The sequence below is a fragment of the Streptomyces sp. NPDC005648 genome (assembly GCF_040605395.1).
GTDB lineage: Bacteria > Actinomycetota > Actinomycetes > Streptomycetales > Streptomycetaceae > Streptomyces.
In genome coordinates this window covers 38,145-55,148 of sequence record NZ_JBEXCS010000039.1, presented here as the reverse complement: position 1 = coordinate 55,148, position 17,004 = coordinate 38,145, and the positions used below count along the sequence as shown (strand labels likewise).

Sequence of the window (17,004 nt, the reverse complement as noted above, 5' to 3'; positions counted from 1 at the left end):
TGGCGGGATGGTCGGGGACTGTGCCCCGGGGGGTCCGTCGGTCCGGCGGACAAGCTGGTGACTCCTTGTGCTCGGTCTGTGTCAGGACAACGCTTTCGACCCGGTCCGAGTTCCCGGTTCGCGCCTCGGTTCCGGAACGGGCCGCCGGTCGGGCGTCTCCCGTCGAAAAGCCCATTCCATGTTCGGCTCCACCACGAACCGGAAGATCCGCCGGACGGGCGGTGTGCACAGAACCGTCACCACCGCCGCGGCGACGAGGGTGACGGTGATCTCACCCGGTGGCCGGTGCACCCACCCGGGCGAGTACCAGCCCCAGAACCTCGACCCCTGCGCGAGGAAGCCGTGCAGCAGATAGCCGTAGAGCGTGCCCGCGCCCAGTGCGGTGAACCACGTCCGACGGCCCGGTACCCAGGACAGGAAGCAGACGACCAGCGTCATCGAGCAGCCGAAGACGACCAGTGTCATCAGCGGCCCGTACCAGGCCGGCGCGCCGAGTTCCGGCGCGCTGTCCCGGTGGAAGAACCAGGCCCCGGTCATCCGCGGGACCGTCCAGTACGCCACCACGAGCGCGCAGACCGCGACCGGAACGGCCGCCAGCCGTACGCGACGGCGGCGCACCAGCCGGAAGTGCTCCGGCCGCAGGCACAGCCCCAGCACGAAGTACGGAAGGAACTGCAGCACCCGCTGCAGATCGAGGTCGTTGCCGATGGACGGGGAGACGGTCGCCAGCGCCGCGACGGCCAGCGCGACCGGCAGCGGCCATCGCATCCCCAGCCAGAGCGGGGTGGTCAACCGCCAGATGAACAGCGCGATCAGGAACCAGGTCAGATACAGCGGGTCCAGCAGGCTGATCGGGCGGTCCGGCTCCTGGTCGGTCCAGCGGGTGAAGAGGGTGTACGCCGTCTCGAACACGATGTACGGGACGGCCACCCCGGTCACCAGCCGTCTGAGCCGCCCCGGGCTCGCGTCGAAGTTCCGCGAGAAGTACCCGGAGACGACGATGAACGCCGGCATGTGGAAGGCGTAGACGAAGGTGTAGAGCGCGCTGACGGTACGGCTGCCGTCCCGCAGCGGCTCCCAGGCGTGGCCGACGGCCACCAGCACGATCGCCAGGTACTTGGCGTTGTCGAAGTAGGCGTCGCGCTGCTTCTCGGTGGAGTGGGGCTGGGACATCCCAGCCGCCTCACCAGTTACGGCAGGCGTAAACCAACCGGATCGGCCGAGGCGGCTGTCGTGGCGGGCGCCGCCCGCGCGGGGGCGGTCAGAGGTCGAACTCGTGCGGAGGCAGGTCGAGGGCGAAGCAGGCCTCCCGGACCACGGCCTGTTCGGTCTTGTCGAAGTCGCCGTCGGCGCCGCCGATCACGATGCCGATCTGGATGACGGCACGCGCCTCGGCCGGCTTCTTCTTCGCCTTGGCGATCTCCTGCAGCACACTGACCTTGCCGAAGGCGAAGTCCGCCGTCAGCTTGTTCAGGTTGTCCTCGAAACGGCGGCGCAGGTCGTCGGCGGGGAAGTTCTGCAGGACCTCGTTGGTGGCGATCAACTGGGCCACGCGCTGCCGCTCGGCCGGGTCGATGGTGCCGTCGGCGGCGGCCACCAGGGCGCACATCGCCATGCTGGCGTCGCGGAAGGCGCCGCTCTTCAGGTCGTTCTTCTTCGCCACGAGCTGGGTCTGCATCGTCGACGCGGATTCCTTGATGCGGTCCCACAGGGCCATGCGAACTCCATGTGTTCGGTGTCGTGAGAGATCTGTCGTGAGAGATCTGTCGTAAGAGGTCTACAGCACCGTGGAAACTCATCGCGCGGTGGATAAGTTCCAGCCGTTCCAGGAAAGTTCATCCGCGGCGGGCCGCCGGAAAATCCGGTGCCCCGCGCCCTCCCGCCTCCCTACACTCGCCAGGCACCGCGCGTCGCCGTGACGTGCGGCACGAGTGAGGGGAGACCGGTCGTGCGTCACCGCACCGCTGTCGTCGTCCCCGGCTCGCGCTACGAGGTGATCCTCGTGTCCCCGTCCGTCCGGTGCCCGCTGCGCGGCCGGTACCGGACGCCCGTGGCGAACGTCTGACCCGAGGTCCGTTCGCCCGGGAATCGCGCTGCCCTTCCGATCGCCGTAGATCACCAGAAAGGCCAACGGGCCGTGCGCACCCACCTCAACCCCCTCACCGCCGTACGCAACCTCGGCATCCTCGCCCACGTCGACGCGGGCAAGACCACCGTCACCGAGCGGATCCTCTACGCCACCGGCACCATCCACCGGCGCGGAGAGGTCCACGACGGCACCACCGTCACCGACTTCGACCCCCAGGAGCGCGACCGCGGCATCACCATCTTCGCGGCGGCCGTGAGCTGCGCCTGGGACGGCCACCGGATCAACCTCATCGACACCCCGGGGCATGTGGACTTCGCCGACGAGGTGGAGCGTTCACTGCGGGTGCTCGACGGCGCCGTCGCGGTGTTCGACGCCGTGGCCGGGGTCGAGCCGCAGAGCGAGTCGGTGTGGCGGCAGGCAGACCGGCACGGCGTGCCGAGGATCGCGTTCGTCAACAAGCTGGACCGCGCGGGCGCCGACCTCGACACCGCCGTGGCCTCGATCCGGGACCGCCTCCATCCGGCGCCCCTGGTCGTCCAGTTGCCCATCGGCGCGGAGGACCGCTTCAGCGGAGTCGTGGACCTGTTGCGCCTGCGCGCGCTGGTGTGGGCGGACGACGGCGACGGCGCGGCCGACCTGCCGGTGCCGGAGGAGCTCCGCGAGGAGGCCGACCGGCGCCGACGGCTGCTGGAGGAGGCCGTCGCCGAACTCCACCCGGCCGCGCTGGAGGAGTTCGTCGAGCGGGACGAACTGTCCGCCGGGACCCTGGCCGCGGCCCTGCGGGACCTGACCCGCAGTGGCGACGCCGTGGTGGTCCTCTGCGGCTCCGCCTACCGCAACCGCGGTATCGAGCCCCTGCTCGACGCCGTGGTCGCCTACCTGCCCTCACCGCTGGACGTGCCCGCCGTACACGGCGGTCACGACGGCATGGCGCGGGAGCGGGCGGCCGATCCGGCGGCGCCGTTCGCGGCGCTGGCGTTCAAGGTGAACGCAACACCGACCGGGCGGCTGACGTACATACGGATCTATTCGGGAACGATCACGAAGGGGGACACCGTGTGGGACGCGGGCACCCGCCGCACGGAGCGGATCGGGCGCATCCTGCGGGTCCGGGCCGACCGGCACGACCGGGTGGACCGCGCGGTCGCCGGGGACATCGTCGCCGTCGTCGGGCTGAAGTCGGCCCGCGCGGGCTCGACGCTGTGCGCTCCCGGCGACCCGATCGTCCTCGAACCCCCGGGCGTCACCGAGCCGGTGGTCTCGGTGGCGGTCGAGGCCCGGCGGTCGGCCGACGCCGGCCGGCTGGCCTCGGCGCTCGCGCGGCTGGTCGAGGAGGACCCGTCGCTGGTCGTGCGTACCGACCCCGAGACCGGCCAGACCGTCCTGTCCGGCATGGGCGAACTGCACCTGGAGGTCGCGGCCGAGAAGCTCCGGCTCACCCACGGCATCGAGGTCAACGTGGGCCGTCCGCGGGTGAGTCACCGCGAGACGGTCGGGCGCGGGGTGTCCGGGTTCGTCTTCCGGCATGTCAAACAGGACGGCGGGGCGGGCCAGTTCGCCCATGTCGTGCTCGAAGTGGAGCCGCTCGAGGCGGGTTTCGAGTTCCGCTCGGCCGTCGTCGGCGGGTGCGTTCCGCAGGAGTACGTCCGCGCGGTGGAGGCCGGCTGCCGGGACGCCCTGGCCGAGGGACCGCTCGGCGGGCATCCGGTGACGGGCCTGCGCGTCACCCTCACCGACGGCTCGACGCATGTGAAGGACTCGTCCGACACCGCCTTCCGCACGGCGGGCAGGCTCGGTCTCCGCGAGGCCCTGCGCGGCTGCGCGATGGTCCTCCTCGAGCCGGTCGTCGAGGTCACGGTCACGGTGCCGGAGGACGCCGTCGGCTCCGTGCTCGGCGACCTCGCCGCGCGGCGGGGCCGGATCTCGGGCTCGGTCACCCGAGCGGGGGCGGCGGTCGTCACGGCCACCGTGCCCCTGGCCGAACTCTTCGGCTACGCGACCCGGTTGCGCGGTCGCACCCAGGGCCGCGGCACCTTCACGGCCCGCCCGACCGGCTACGCCCCGGCCCGGGCCTAGCGGCCGAGCACGGGCTACGCCCCGGCCCGGGCCTAGCGGCCGAGGCGGCCCCCGCCGTACCTGGCAGGGGCCGCTCCGGCGGCGATCGACCGCACGTGGCCGGCGTCGGCGGCCTGTGTCGTACCCCTTGACGGGGCCATCCGCCGAGGATTAACTCACGTTCTAAATTAAGCCATGAGTGCAATCTCCGAAGGGACACCGGGAGCCATGCGCAGCATCCGAGCCGCGGCCGTAGGCGCCGTCACCCTGTCACTCGCCCTCGCCGCCTCGGCCTGCGGAGGCGGTTCGTCGACGAGCGGAGGGTCCGACGACTCGCCGAAGACCCTCACCTACTGGGCCTCCAACCAGGGCGCGAGCATCGCCGTCGACAAGAAGGTCCTGTCGCCCGAACTCGCCAAGTTCGAGAAGCGGACCGGGATCAAGGTGAAGCTGCAGGTCGTGCCCTGGTCCGACCTGCTCAACCGCATCCTCACCGCGACCACCTCGGGCCAGGGCCCCGACGTCCTCAACATCGGCAACACCTGGAGCGCCTCCCTGCAGGCCACCGGCGCGCTGCTGCCCTGGGACGCGAAGCGTTTCGCCGAGATCGGCGGAAAGGACCGCTTCGTCGACTCGGCCCTCGGCTCGACGGGCGCGGCCGGCCAGGACCCGGCCGCCGTACCGCTGTACTCGATGGCCTATGCCCTCTACTACAACAAGCAGATCTTCGCCGACGCCGGGATCACCCAACCCCCGGCCACCTGGGCCGAGTTGGTCGCCGACGGCAGGAAGATCCAGGCCAAGGGCAAGTCCGCGCTGGGCGCGGAGGGTTCCAACCTGTCGGAGAACATCCACCACGTCTTCGTCTTCGCCAAGCAGCACGGCGGCGAGTTCTTCACCGCCGACGGCAAGGCCGACTTCACCCGTGACAACGTGGTGGCCGCGGTCAAGCAGTACGTCGACCTGATGGCCAAGGACAAGGTCATACCGACCGGGGACGCCGAGTACGCGCAGAACCAGTCCGTGAGCGACTTCGCCAAGGGCAAGCAGGCCATGCTGCTGTGGCAGTCGGCCTCCGCCAACCTCACGTCGCAGGGCATGAGCGAGAGTTCCTACGGTGTCGCACCCGTCCCCGTGCAGTCCGGCACCCCCGGCTTCGGCACCCAGGTCGACTCGATGGTCGCCGGCATCAACCTGGCCGTCTTCAGGAACAGCCACAACCTCGACGGCGCCACGAAGTTCGTGAAGTTCATGACCAGCGACGAGGAACAGAAGATCCTCAACACGGCCTACAGTTCGATCCCGCCGGTGAAGGCGGCGCAGACCGGCGCGGCCTTCGACTCCCCGTCGAACGCGGTCCTCAGGGACACACTCGCCAAGAGCGCCGCCGCGCTGCCGCAGGTCGCCGACGAGTCGCAGTTCGAGACGGCGGTCGGTACGGCGGTCAAGGACCTGTTCGCCGACGTGGCCGCCGGGCGCGCCGCCACCACCGACTCGGTGAGGGCGAAGCTCGAGAAGGCCCAACAGCAGATGCCGGCGAAGTGAGCCCGATGACCACCACCACCCTCAACAAGCCTTCCACGAGGGGGAGTTCCACCGGGGCGGCGGCGCCCGAGCGACGTCGCCGCCCCGGCCGGATCCGCCGCGTCGGACTGCCGTATCTGCTCCTGCTGCCCGCCCTGCTCCTCGAACTCCTGGTCCACCTGGTGCCGATGGTGATCGGCATCGTGATGAGCTTCAAGGAGCTCACCCAGTTCTACATTCGCGACTGGGGCAGCGCGCCCTGGTCCGGCCTCGGCAACTACCAGGTGTCGGTGGACTTCGACGCCCCGGTCGGCCAGGCCCTGCTGCACTCCTTCCTCGTCACCGTCGCCTTCACCCTGCTCTCGGTCGCCCTGTGCTGGCTGACCGGCACGGCGGCGGCGATCTACATGCAGGACACCTTCGTCGGCCGCGGACTGCTGCGGGCGCTGTTCCTGGTGCCGTACGCCCTGCCCGTCTACGCGGCCGTGATCACCTGGGTGTTCATGTTCCAGCACGACAACGGCCTGGTGAACCACGTCCTGCATGACCAGCTGCACCTCACCGGCAAGCGCTCCTTCTGGCTGATCGGCGACAACAGCTTCTACGCCCTGCTCACGGTGTCGGTCTGGAAGGGCTGGCCGTTCGCCTTCCTGATCGTCACGGCCGGCCTCCAGAACATCCCGAAGGAGCTGTACGAGGCGGCAGCCCTGGACGGTGCCGGGATGTGGCAGCAGATCCGCCGCATCACCCTGCCCTCGCTGCGCGCGGTCAACCAGGTGCTGGTGCTGGTCCTGTTCCTGTGGACCTTCAACGACTTCAACACACCGTACGTCCTGTTCGGCAAGGCCGCCCCCGAGGCCGCGGACCTCGTCTCGGTCCACATCTACCAGGCCTCCTTCGTCACCTGGAACTTCGGCACCGGCTCGGCGATGTCCGTGCTCCTGCTGCTGTTCCTGCTCGTCGTCACCGGCGGGTATCTCGTGCTGACCTCGCGTGGACGGAGGGCCGTCGATGTCTGACGCGCACCCCAAGTCCCCCATGGCGCCGCCGAGTTCCTTCGTCTGGTCCCGGCGCGTCTTCCTCACCCTGCTCACCGGGTTCGTCCTGGTGCCGGTGTACGTCATGGTCTCCAGCTCGCTGAAACCGCTCGCTGACGTGACGGGCGAATTCCGCTGGCTGCCCAGCCGGTTGACGATACGTCCGTACATCGACATCTGGTCGACGGTCCCCCTCGCCCGCTACTTCGTGAACTCGCTGATCGTGGCGGGTTCGGCGACCGCCTGCTCGGTGGTGATCGCGGTGTTCGCCGCCTACGCCGTCAGCCGCCACAGCTTCCGCGGCAAGCGCGTCTTCACGGTCACCGTGCTGTCCACCCAGATGTTCCCGGGCATCCTCTTCCTGCTCCCGCTGTTCCTCATCTACGTCAACATCGGCAACGCCACCGGCATCGCCCTGTTCGGCTCGCGCGGCGGACTCGTCCTGACGTACCTCACCTTCTCCCTCCCCTTCTCGATCTGGATGCTGATCGGGTACTTCGACTCGGTGCCCCGCGACCTGGACGAGGCGGCGCTGGTGGACGGCTGCGGGCCGCTGGGAGCCCTCTTCCGCGTGGTCGTTCCCGCCGCGATTCCCGGCATCGTCGCCGTCGCCGTCTACGCCTTCATGACGGCGTGGGGCGAGGTGCTCTTCGCCTCCGTCATGACCGACGACGCCACCCGCACCCTCGCCGTCGGCCTCCAGGGCTACTCCACCCTCAACGACGTGTACTGGAACCAGATCATGGCCGCCTCCCTGGTCGTCAGCGTGCCCGTGGTCGCCGGCTTCCTGCTGCTGCAGCGCTACCTCGTCGCCGGACTGACGGCAGGAGCCGTCAAGTGACCGACTCCGCCGCATCCGAAGGGACTTACGTGTCCGACCGCATCGACCTCGCCGCCCTCCCGTCCGACTTCCTGTGGGGAACGGCCACATCGGCGTACCAGATCGAGGGGGCCGTCGCGGAGGACGGTCGCGCCCCGTCGATCTGGGACACCTTCTCGCACACCCCCGGAAAGACCGCGGGCAACGACCACGCAGACGTGGCCTGCGACCACTACCACCGCTGGCGCGAGGACATCGCCCTGATGCGTCGACTGGGCACGAACGCCTACCGGTTGTCGATCGCCTGGCCGCGCGTGCGGCCCGACGGGAGGGGACCGGTCAACACACGCGGACTGGATTTCTACGACAGGTTGGTGGACGGTCTGCTCGAAGCCGGCATCACTCCGTCCGTCACCCTCTACCACTGGGACCTTCCGCAGGCCCTCCAGGACCGCGGCGGCTGGCCGGAGCGGGACACCGCGCTCGCGTTCGCCGAGTACGCCTCCGTCGTGGCGGCCCGCCTCACCGACCGGGTGACCCTCTGGGCCACCCTCAACGAGCCGCTCTGCTCGGCCTGGATCGGTCATCTGGAAGGCAGGATGGCCCCCGGCCTCACCGACCTGACGGCCGCCGTCCGAGCCTCCTACCACCTCCTCCTGGGCCACGGTCTCGCCACCCAGGCGATCCGTGCCGCGTCCCCGTCCGCCGAGGTCGGCATCGTCACCAACCTCTCCACGATCCATGCGGCCACGGACCGCGAGGAGGACGTCCGGGCCGCCCGCCGCATGGACGGCCATGTCAACCGCTGGTGGCTGGACCCGGTGCACGGCCGGGGCTTCCCGGCCGACATGCGTCGGCTGTACGGCGTCGAACTCCCCGAGCGGGAAGGCGACTTGGCTGCCATCGCCGCCCCGCTCGACTGGCTCGGGCTGAACTACTACATGCCGGCCACCGTCGCCGACGACCCCACCGGGCCCATGCCGAGGGTCCGTTCGGTCCGACGCCTCGGTGTCCCCCGTACCGGAATGGACTGGGAGGTCGACGCCGGCGGCATCGAGACGCTCCTGCTCCGCCTCACCGACGAGTACGGCGCGCGCAGGCTGTACGTCACCGAGAACGGCTCCGCCTACCCGGACGTCGTACGACCCGACGGAACCGTCCACGACCCCGAGCGCCAGGACTATCTGGAGCGCCACCTCGCCGCCTGCGCCTCCGCAGCACGCAAGGGTGCCCCGCTGGCCGGCTACTTCGCCTGGTCGCTGCTGGACAACTTCGAGTGGGCGTACGGCTACGACAAGCGGTTCGGACTGGTCCACGTCGACTACCGGACGCAGGTCCGCACGATCAAGGGGAGCGGACACCGGTACGCGGACATCATCCGCGCGCACCGCGAAGGAGCGCGGCGCGCGGCCTGAGGGGACCGGGCGTCAGCAGTCCCTGAACTCCGGTGACTGGTTCAGTACCTGGGAGCGCACCGACGTGAACCGCCCGTAGGTCTCCCCGTCCCGCGCCCCGGGCCGGAACGCCGCCACCCGGTGGCAGTTCTGGAAGGCCAGTTCGATGCCGAAGTGGCGTTCCAGACTGCCCCTGATGGCGTCGCTGGCGAGGGCGCGCAGGAGCTGTCCGCGCTCCCGCTCCGACGGGGGAGGGGTCTGGTTGTCGGAGAACTCGGCAGTGCCGGAGCCGAGTTCGCCGGCGAGGGAGGCGATGAGGTCGTAGGCGTACGGCAGGGACGTGCGGACCGTGTCCACGAAGTCCTCCTCGCGGATGTGACCGGACTCGGCTTCGGCGAGGAGCTTCGGGGAGACGTCGAGAGACATGAAGAGGCTTGTCCTGTCTGTGAGTTGTGGAGGGGAGGGGAGTGGTCAGGAGAGTGACACGGGGCCCGGTACGAAGTCCGGGTCGATCTGGGACGCCAGGTCCTCGCCGGCCCACGCCCGGGCGTTGCGCAGATGGAACTCGACGGCATGGCGGTGGAGCGTCCGCCAGTCGCGGGGGCTCGCGTCCACGGTTTCGCGCAGGACGTGCAGGGCCTGGCGGTTGGATGGCTCCAGGGACTCCAGCGCCTTCGCCCCGCCCTGCCGCCGGCCCTGTTCGGCCGCGCGGACCCACGGGGAGTGGACCAGATGGGTCAGCAGGTCGTCTCCGACCTGCTCCTTGAGGAAGAGCAGGTCGTCCTCGCCGGTCACCTTGTTGCCGACCACCGCGATCCGGATGCCGAACTCCCGGGCGTGGTCACGGTACTGGCGGTACACCGAGACGCCTTTGCGGGTGGGTTCCGCCACCAGGAAAGTCACGTCGAAGCGGGTGAAGAGGCCGGAGGCGAACGCGTCGGCGCCCGCGGTCATGTCCACCACCACGTACTCGCCGGGGCCGTCGACCAGATGGCCCAGGTAGAGCTCCACCCCGGCGAGCTTGGAGTGGTAGCAGGCCACCCCCAGATCGCTCTCGTCGAACTCGCCGGTCACCATCAACGGGACGTCGCCCACCCGGCGGACGTGCCGGGCGTGGAGGTCGTCGTCACCGAGCAGGCCGAGGAGACGGGAGCCCCTGCCGGGCGGTGTCGTCTTGATCATCGCCTCGCGGGAGGCGATACGGGGGTTGGTGCCGCGCAGGTAGTCCTTGATGTCGTTCAGGTGCGCACCCAGGGGCGGTGCGCCCGGCGACCCGCCTTCGTGGCCGAGCGCCTCGGCCAGGTGCTGGTTGATGTCCCCGTCGATCGCGAGGACGGGGGCGCCTGAGGCTGCCAGGTGGCGGGCGAAGAGTGCGGACAGGGTCGTCTTGCCGCTGCCGCCCTTGCCGACGAACGCGACCCGCATTACCGGGCCGACCTCATTTTGAAAATGAATGTCATGTCGCTAGGTTTTAGGCAGCCACCGCGACTCTGTCAAATCGACGGCCCTGAAGGAGGATGCTTAGTGCACACCGAGAGCCTCGCCGCCCACACCTTGGCGCTGTTGCGGCAGGAGCGGGGCGCGCCGCATGTGACGGCGGCCCGCGGACTGGGCGCGGACAGCCGGACATCCTCCTGCGTGAACTCCTCCCGTCGGTCGCCGCGCTCGCACTGCTCGGTGTGGTGGCGGTGAGCGGGGTCCGGGGAGTGCGGTCGCTCCGGCGTCGTATCGTCCGGACGGCCGTGGAACCCGACGCGGAACAGCACTCACCCGCAAGGGAGTCGGTGACCGCCGAATGAGCCGGCCGCCGGGCGGGCGGTACCCGTCTCACGCCCCTGCTCCGGCCGCTGATCGAGGGCGTGGACGCCGGCGGTCGTGGGCATGAGGGCGTCGGTCTGTTGGCGGGGAGGCTCTGGGGGCTTGGCGAGTCGCCCGTGGGGCGGGTGTCCGAACCGTGGACCTGGTCTGTCGGCCGGACCGCGCGTGGCCATGGGGGGAGTCGGTGGTGTGCCGGTACCCCGGCGCGCAGTGAGGTTTCCTCTGGGGCGGCCTGTCCGGTTCCCGGAAGCTGCCGTAACCCGGTGCCGGGAGGCGCTGCCGCTCATTCCCGGACGGCTGTCGCTCAGGAAGCGACCGTCTCCCGCTCCGCCTCCAGCTCCAGCATCTCCTCGACCTCGCCCTCCTGGACGCGGGAGGTGCGGTGCAGCCAGCGGACGTCACGGCCGAAGGACCAGGTCAGGGAGGCGAGGGCCAGGGCGGTGACGCCGAAGGACGCGGTGGCGGGAAGGTAGTCGGAGGCGGCCAGGAGGAGGCAGATGCCCTGCATCGCGGCGACCGTCTTGCGGGCCATGCTCGGCGGCAGCGGGGCGTTCAGCCACGGGTGGACGCGGGCCGCCGCCACGAAGCCGTAGCGCATGCCGCCGATCAGCAGGACCCAGGGGCCCTGCTGCATGGAGACGTAGACGCTCAGAACCAGGATCAGGAAGGCGTCCACCTCCATGTCGAAGCGGGCGCCCAGCGGGGTCGAGGTGTTGGTGGCCCGGGCCACCTTGCCGTCCACGCCGTCCAGGATCAGGGCCACCGCCGTCAGCCCCACGAAGACCGTCACCGGCGGGGAGCTCTCGAAGGAGTCCGCGACCAGGGCCGTCACACCGCCGACCAGCGTGGCCCGGCCGAGCGTCACCCGGTTGGCAGGCCCGAAGGAACGCGGCCGGGTCCGGTGCAGCGCCCGCGAGAGCACCGCCCAGGTGGCGCCGGCGAAGGCGAGGCCGGTCAGCCAGCCCGCCGGCCCCAGGCCGATCGCCGTACCGAGCAGGGCCAGCAACAGGATCTGGACGCCCGCCCCCACAGCGGTCTCCTGCTGAACCAGCCTCGCGTCGTAAGTGTTGTTCAGGGCCACCGCAGGTCCTCCGGCCATGTGACAGAGTCGATCACGCCGCGTACTGTGCGCGGCCTGTGCACACCTCGGTACGTGAACCACTTCCCGATCGTTCAGGAGTACGTCGATGAACCGCATGGCACGCGCGTTCTGGCTCGCCCGTCCGGGGCAGGGCGAGATACGGGACGTCGACCTGCCGGAACCCGCCGCGGACGAGGTCGTGGTGCGCTCGCTCTTCTCCGGGGTGAGCCGCGGCACGGAGACCCTCGTCTTCCGGGGCGGGGTGCCCGAGAGCCAGCACGCGGCCATGCGGGCACCCTTCCAGGAGGGCGACTTCCCGGCACCGGTGAAGTACGGCTACCTGAGTGTGGGCGTGGTCGAGGAGGGGCCCGGGAAGCTGGTGGGGCGGACGGTGTTCTGCCTCCATCCGCATCAGACCCGGTACGTCGTGCCCGCCTCCGCCGTCACCGTCGTACCGGACACCGTGCCCGCCGAGCGCGCCGTCCTCGCCGGGACGCTGGAGACCGCCGTCAACGCCCTCTGGGACGCCGCACCCCTGATCGGCGACCGGATCGCCGTGGTCGGCGGCGGCATGGTCGGCTGCTCGGTGGCCGCCCTGCTCGCCCGTTTCCCGGGCGTACGGGTCCAACTGGTGGACGCCGATCCCGGCCGCGCCAAGGTCGCCCAGGCCCTGGGCGTCGACTTCGCCCTGCCCGCGGACGCCCTCGGCGACCGGGACCTCGTGGTGCACGCGAGCGCCACCGAGCAGGGGCTCGCGCGCGCCCTCGAACTGCTCACGCCCGAAGGCACGGTCCTGGAACTGAGCTGGTACGGCGACCGGAAGGTCTCCCTCCCGCTCGGCGAGGCCTTCCACTCCCGGCGGCTGGTCATCCGCTCCAGCCAGGTCGGCACCGTCTCCCCGGCCCGCCGCGGCAGCCGTACGTACGCCGACCGGCTCGCCCTCGCCCTGGAACTCCTCGCCGACCCTGCCCTCGACGCCCTCGTCACCGGTGAGTCCGCCTTCGAGGAGCTGCCGGACGTCATGCCGCGACTGGCCTCCGGGGAGATCCCGGCGCTCTGCCACCGGGTGCGGTACGCGGACACAGCCTGACGCAGTCGTTCAATCCGGGACGACTTTCGGGACGGCAGGACCGCCTGACCTTGAGAAAAGAGTGAGAGGCGGCTGAACGCGGGGAAGCGAAGAGCCGTACTACACGGCATCCCCCGGCGGCCAACGGCCGGGGGACCAGACGCGCCGCACCTGGAGGGTCGTCCGTTGTTCAGTGTCACCGTCCGCGATCACATCATGATCGCCCACAGCTTCCGCGGCGAGGTCTTCGGGCCCGCGCAGCGCCTGCACGGAGCCACGTTCCTGGTGGACGCGACGTTCCGGCGCGAGCAGCTGGACGACGACAACATCGTCGTCGACATCGGACTGGCCACGCAGGAACTCGGCGCCGTGGTGAGTGAGCTGAACTACCGCAACCTCGACAACGAGCCGGAGTTCGCAGGGACCAACACCTCCACGGAGTTCCTCGCCAAGGTCATCGCCGACCGGCTCGCCGAGCGCATCGCCAAGGGCGCGCTCGGCGAGGGCGCCAAGGGCATCGCGGGCCTCACCGTCACGCTGCACGAGTCGCACATCGCCTGGGCGAGTTACGAGCGTGCGCTGTGACCGACGTGACCCTGGAGAAGGAGGCGGGGAAACGGGCACTCGACTACGTGCCCGTGCAGAACGCCCTCCTCAAGAACGCCGAGATCCTGCCCATGTCCCTGCGCTCCGTGCACTTCGTGATGCCGGGCGGGGTCGACGACCCGGCCGCGCCGAGCGGTGGCAACGCCTATGACCGGCGCGTCAGCCTGGACCTGCCCGGCTTCGGCTGGCAGGTGCACAAGCACGCCGTGAGCGGCCGGTGGCCCCGGCCGGGCGCGGAGGCCCGCGCGGAACTCGCCCGTACGCTGCGGGAGTTGCCCGACGGGACCGTCGTGCTGCTGGACGGCCTGGTCGCCTGCGGCGTCCCGGAGATCGTCGTACCGGAGACGGAGCGGCTGAACCTCGCCGTCCTCGTGCATCTGCCGCTCGGCGACGAGACCGGCCTGGAGGCTTCCGTGGCCGCCGAGTTGGACGCCAAGGAGCGTGCCGTGCTGCGGGCCGTGCCCGCCGTCGTCGCCACCAGCGACTGGGCCGTACGACGTCTGGTCTCGCACCACGGCCTCGCCCCCGAGCGCGTCCATGTCGCCGCCCCCGGCGCCGACATCGCGCCCCTCGCCTCCGGCACCGACGGTGTCTCCCGGCTGCTGTGCGTGGCCGCGGTGACGCCGCGCAAGGGCCAGCACCGGCTGGTGCAGGCGCTGGCCGCGGCGGCCGACCTGCCGTGGAGCTGCACCTGCGTCGGCGGGCTCGGACAGGACCCCGAATACGTCGCCCATCTGCGGACCCTGATCAGGGAGAACGGTCTCGAGGACCGTATCCGCCTGGTCGGTCCGCAGGCGGGCGCCGAGCTCGACGCCAGCTACAACAGCGCCGACCTGATGGTCCTCACCTCGTACGCGGAGACGTACGGCATGGCGGTGACCGAGGCCCTCGCGCGCGGAATCCCGGTCCTCGCGACCGATGTCGGCGGGGTTCCCGAGGCGGTCGGCCGCGCCCCCGACGGCGGTGTGCCCGGCATCCTCGTCCGGCCGGAGGACCCCGCCGCGCTCGCCGCCGAACTGCGCGGCTGGTTCGGCGAGGCCGACGTACGGCGCCGGCTGAAGGCCGCGGCCCGGCGGCGACGCTCCGCCCTGGACGGCTGGGCGACCACGGCCCGCAGCCTCGCCGGAGTACTGGGCCGGCTCCCGAGCGAACCCAGGAGGGCCGCATGAGCAGGACGGTACGCATCAGCGGAAAGATCCCGGCACAGCCGGGGCCGAGGGAGGCGAAGGTGGGTTCTGCGACAGACCTGGAGCTCGGTGCGGACTCGGTGATCCCCGGCGCCGGGCCGGCCGGCCGCCCCGGTGAGCGGGCCACCGTACGGCTGCGGGAGGCCGGTCCGGACGAGCCGGCCCGTTACGCGCCGGAGTGGCTGGAGCTGCGGGAGCCGGCCGACGCGGCCGCGCGCTCGCACGACCTGCTGGACCCGCTGCGGATCCGGCTCGCCAACCTGCCCGGCAAGGCCGGTCTGGTCATCCACGACCTGGGCTGCGGCACCGGCTCCATGGGCCGCTGGCTCGCGCCCCACCTCGACGGACCCCAGCACTGGGTCCTGCACGACCGCGACCCCTATCTGCTGCACTTCGCGGCCGTCGCCTCGCCCCGGGTCGCCGCCGACGGCAGCCGGGTCACCGTCGAGACCCGGCGCGGTGACGTCGCCCGGCTCACCCCGGACGGACTCGCCGGCGCCTCCCTGGTGACCGCCTCCGCACTTCTCGACGTGCTCACCCGCGAGGAGATCGAGACCCTGGCCGCCGCCTGCACGGGCGCGGGCTGCCCGGCGCTGCTGACCCTCTCGGTCGCCGGACGCGTCGAACTCACCGCGTCCGACCCGATGGACGAGGAGATCGCCGAGGCCTTCAACGCCCACCAGCGGCGCGACGGCCTGCTCGGCCCCGACTCGGTCACCGTCGCCTGCGAGGCCTTCTCGGAGCGGGGCGCCACGGTACGGGTCAACCCCAGCCCCTGGCGCCTCGGCCCCGGCGAGGCCGCGCTGACGGCCCAGTGGCTGCGCGGCTGGGTCGGCGCGGCCGTCGAACAGCGCCCCGAGCTCCAGGTTCGGGCGGAACGGTATCTGCGCGACCGTCTGGAGGCCTGCGCGGCCGGCGAACTCCACGTCACCGTCCACCACAGCGACCTGCTGGCGCTGTCCCGCCCGATGGGCGGGGCGTCATGAGCGTGGAGACGGTGCGCGCGGCAGCGGCGGGTGTCGATGGTGTGTCCCGGGTTCCGGCGGGCTCCGGGGTCGTGGAGCGGGCCGAGGGTGAGATCCGCGCGGCGGCGAGGGGGCTGGGTGTCGTGCCCTGGACGTCGGCGGGTCTCGGCGCCGGGGAACTCGCCGGGGGTGCGGGAGTGGTGGGTGCGGGTGGCGTGGCTCGGGTTTCGGCCGGGTCCGACGCCGAGCGGCGGGACCGGTGCGCGGTGCGTCCGGTGCCGGAGGACGCGGCTGCCGTGCCCGCCTCGGTCGTGGTCGAGGTGTGGGAGGACGGGTCGGCCTGTCTCGCGGCGCGGCAGGCGGCGCTGCGGGCGCGGACCGGGGTCCTCGACGCCGCCGTCTCCCAGGACCGTATCGGCGTGATCGTCTCCTCCGCGCGACCCGAGACCCGGGCGCCCCGGTGGCGCCGGGTCCTGTCCCGTCTCAACTCCCGTGCCGTGCGCACCCACTTCGGGACCGTCGCCGGTGTCGTCATCCTCGGTGCGCTGCTGTGGCGGCTCGGCACCGGCGTGCTGCTCGACGGGCTGCGGCGGATCGACGCGACGACCCTCGTGGCGGCACTCCTGATCGGCGTCGCCACCACCGTGCTCAGCGCCTGGCGTTGGGCGCTGGTGGCCCGGGGACTGAAGATCCGGCTGCCGCTCGCGGCGGCCACCGCCGACTACTACCGGGCGCTGTTCCTGAACGCCGCCCTGCCCGGCGGTGTCCTCGGCGATGTGCACCGGGCCGTACGGCACGGGCAGAGCGCCGGTGACATGGGCCGCGGTGTGCGCTCGGTCGTGCTCGAACGGGTCGCCGGGCAGATCGCGTTGGCGGTCGTGGGCGGCGCCGTACTGCTGACCATGCCGTCGCCGGTGCTGAGCGAGGCCCGGCACTTCGCCCCGCTGGTCGCGCTCGCCGCCGTGGGCGCCCTCGCCGTGGTCGTCGCCGTCCGGATGAACCGGCCGGCTCCGTCCCGTCGCGGTCGGGCCCTGCGCGCCACGCTCGCCGAGGCCCGCGAGGGTCTGCTGTCCCGCCGCAACTGGCCGGGCGTCACCGTCTCCTCGCTGCTCATCCTCGCCGGCCATCTCGGGATGTTCGTGCTCGCCGCCCGCGTCGCCGGCTCCGGCGCCTCCGTCGCCGTACTGATGCCGCTGGCCGTGCTGGCGCTGCTCGCCATGGGAGTGCCGCTGAACGTCGGCGGGTTCGGGCCCCGCGAGGGCGCCACCGCCTGGGCGTTCGGCGCGGCCGGGCTCGGCGCGAGCAGCGGGGTGGCCGTCGCCGTCGTGTACGGGGTGCTCAGCTTCGTGGCCGCGCTGC

Annotated in this window: 15 protein-coding genes and 1 pseudogene; 11 read left to right on the top strand and 5 right to left on the bottom strand. The window is 71.4% G+C overall.

Annotated elements, in window-relative coordinates:
- Nucleotides 1-81: 81 nt before the first annotated feature.
- Complete coding sequence (locus ABZT17_RS22765) at nt 82-1,173, bottom strand: acyltransferase family protein (protein WP_356351381.1); 1,092 nt, start codon at nt 1,171-1,173, stop codon at nt 82-84.
- Between the two features lie 88 nt (nt 1,174-1,261).
- On the bottom strand, nt 1,262-1,717 hold the full coding sequence (locus ABZT17_RS22760) for a TerB family tellurite resistance protein (protein ID WP_356351380.1): 456 nt from the start codon (nt 1,715-1,717) through the stop codon (nt 1,262-1,264).
- Between the two features lie 420 nt (nt 1,718-2,137).
- Here ABZT17_RS22760 and fusA point away from each other — a divergent pair, with 420 nt between their 5' ends.
- The 5 genes from fusA (at nt 2,138) to ABZT17_RS22735 (ending at nt 8,940) form a co-directional block, all read left to right on the top strand.
- Nucleotides 2,138-4,165 (top strand): elongation factor G, encoded by a 2,028-nt coding sequence (gene fusA / locus ABZT17_RS22755; RefSeq protein WP_356351379.1) that lies wholly within the window; start codon nt 2,138-2,140, stop codon nt 4,163-4,165.
- Between the two features lie 207 nt (nt 4,166-4,372).
- On the top strand, nt 4,373-5,689 hold the full coding sequence (locus ABZT17_RS22750) for a sugar ABC transporter substrate-binding protein (protein ID WP_356351377.1): 1,317 nt from the start codon (nt 4,373-4,375) through the stop codon (nt 5,687-5,689).
- A 5-nt stretch (nt 5,690-5,694) separates the two neighbouring features.
- On the top strand, nt 5,695-6,687 hold the full coding sequence (locus ABZT17_RS22745) for a sugar ABC transporter permease (protein WP_356351375.1): 993 nt from the start codon (nt 5,695-5,697) through the stop codon (nt 6,685-6,687).
- 19 nt (nt 6,688-6,706) lie between these two features.
- A complete protein-coding gene (locus ABZT17_RS22740; protein WP_356351411.1) occupies nt 6,707-7,546 on the top strand; it encodes a carbohydrate ABC transporter permease in 840 nt (279 codons plus the stop codon).
- Nucleotides 7,547-7,575: 29 nt separating this feature from the next.
- Entirely contained in the window at nt 7,576-8,940 is a 1,365-nt protein-coding gene (locus tag ABZT17_RS22735; protein WP_356351373.1) for a GH1 family beta-glucosidase, read from the top strand.
- Between the two features lie 12 nt (nt 8,941-8,952).
- On the opposite strand, the gene ABZT17_RS22730 is transcribed toward ABZT17_RS22735, so the two are convergent.
- Together ABZT17_RS22730 and ABZT17_RS22725 are read right to left on the bottom strand one after the other, a co-directional pair.
- A complete protein-coding gene (locus ABZT17_RS22730; protein WP_356351371.1) occupies nt 8,953-9,345 on the bottom strand; it encodes an SCO5389 family protein in 393 nt (130 codons plus the stop codon).
- 45 nt (nt 9,346-9,390) lie between these two features.
- Complete coding sequence (locus ABZT17_RS22725) at nt 9,391-10,344, bottom strand: ATP-binding protein (RefSeq protein ID WP_356351370.1); 954 nt, start codon at nt 10,342-10,344, stop codon at nt 9,391-9,393.
- Nucleotides 10,345-10,443: 99 nt separating this feature from the next.
- Between ABZT17_RS22725 and ABZT17_RS22720 the strand changes: the two genes are divergently transcribed.
- Nucleotides 10,444-10,611 carry a hypothetical protein gene (locus ABZT17_RS22720; RefSeq protein WP_356351369.1) on the top strand — a complete coding sequence of 56 codons (168 nt, stop codon included), beginning with the start codon at nt 10,444-10,446 and terminating at the stop codon, nt 10,609-10,611.
- A 430-nt stretch (nt 10,612-11,041) separates the two neighbouring features.
- On the opposite strand, the gene ABZT17_RS22715 is transcribed toward ABZT17_RS22720, so the two are convergent.
- On the bottom strand, nt 11,042-11,818 hold the full coding sequence (locus tag ABZT17_RS22715; RefSeq protein WP_356351410.1) for a CDP-alcohol phosphatidyltransferase family protein: 777 nt from the start codon (nt 11,816-11,818) through the stop codon (nt 11,042-11,044).
- A 106-nt stretch (nt 11,819-11,924) separates the two neighbouring features.
- On the opposite strand from ABZT17_RS22715, the gene ABZT17_RS22710 reads away from it, so the two are divergent.
- From ABZT17_RS22710 to ABZT17_RS22690, 5 genes and pseudogenes are all read left to right on the top strand, one after another.
- A complete protein-coding gene (locus tag ABZT17_RS22710; RefSeq protein ID WP_356351368.1) occupies nt 11,925-12,908 on the top strand; it encodes a zinc-binding alcohol dehydrogenase in 984 nt (327 codons plus the stop codon).
- Between the two features lie 165 nt (nt 12,909-13,073).
- Nucleotides 13,074-13,472, top strand: coding sequence for a 6-carboxytetrahydropterin synthase (locus ABZT17_RS22705; protein WP_356351366.1), 399 nt, complete (start codon nt 13,074-13,076; stop codon nt 13,470-13,472).
- Entirely contained in the window at nt 13,469-14,662 is a 1,194-nt protein-coding gene (locus tag ABZT17_RS22700) for a glycosyltransferase family 4 protein (protein ID WP_356351364.1), read from the top strand. Before ABZT17_RS22705 ends, ABZT17_RS22700 begins: the two co-directional genes overlap by 4 nt.
- On the top strand, nt 14,659-15,666 hold the full coding sequence (locus tag ABZT17_RS22695; protein WP_356351363.1) for a class I SAM-dependent methyltransferase: 1,008 nt from the start codon (nt 14,659-14,661) through the stop codon (nt 15,664-15,666). The genes ABZT17_RS22700 and ABZT17_RS22695 overlap by 4 nt, the downstream gene beginning before the upstream one ends.
- Nucleotides 15,663-16,949: pseudogene (locus tag ABZT17_RS22690) on the top strand (lysylphosphatidylglycerol synthase transmembrane domain-containing protein); the annotation flags it as partial. The gene ABZT17_RS22695 and the pseudogene ABZT17_RS22690, both read left to right, overlap by 4 nt.
- Nucleotides 16,950-17,004 lie beyond the last annotated feature (55 nt).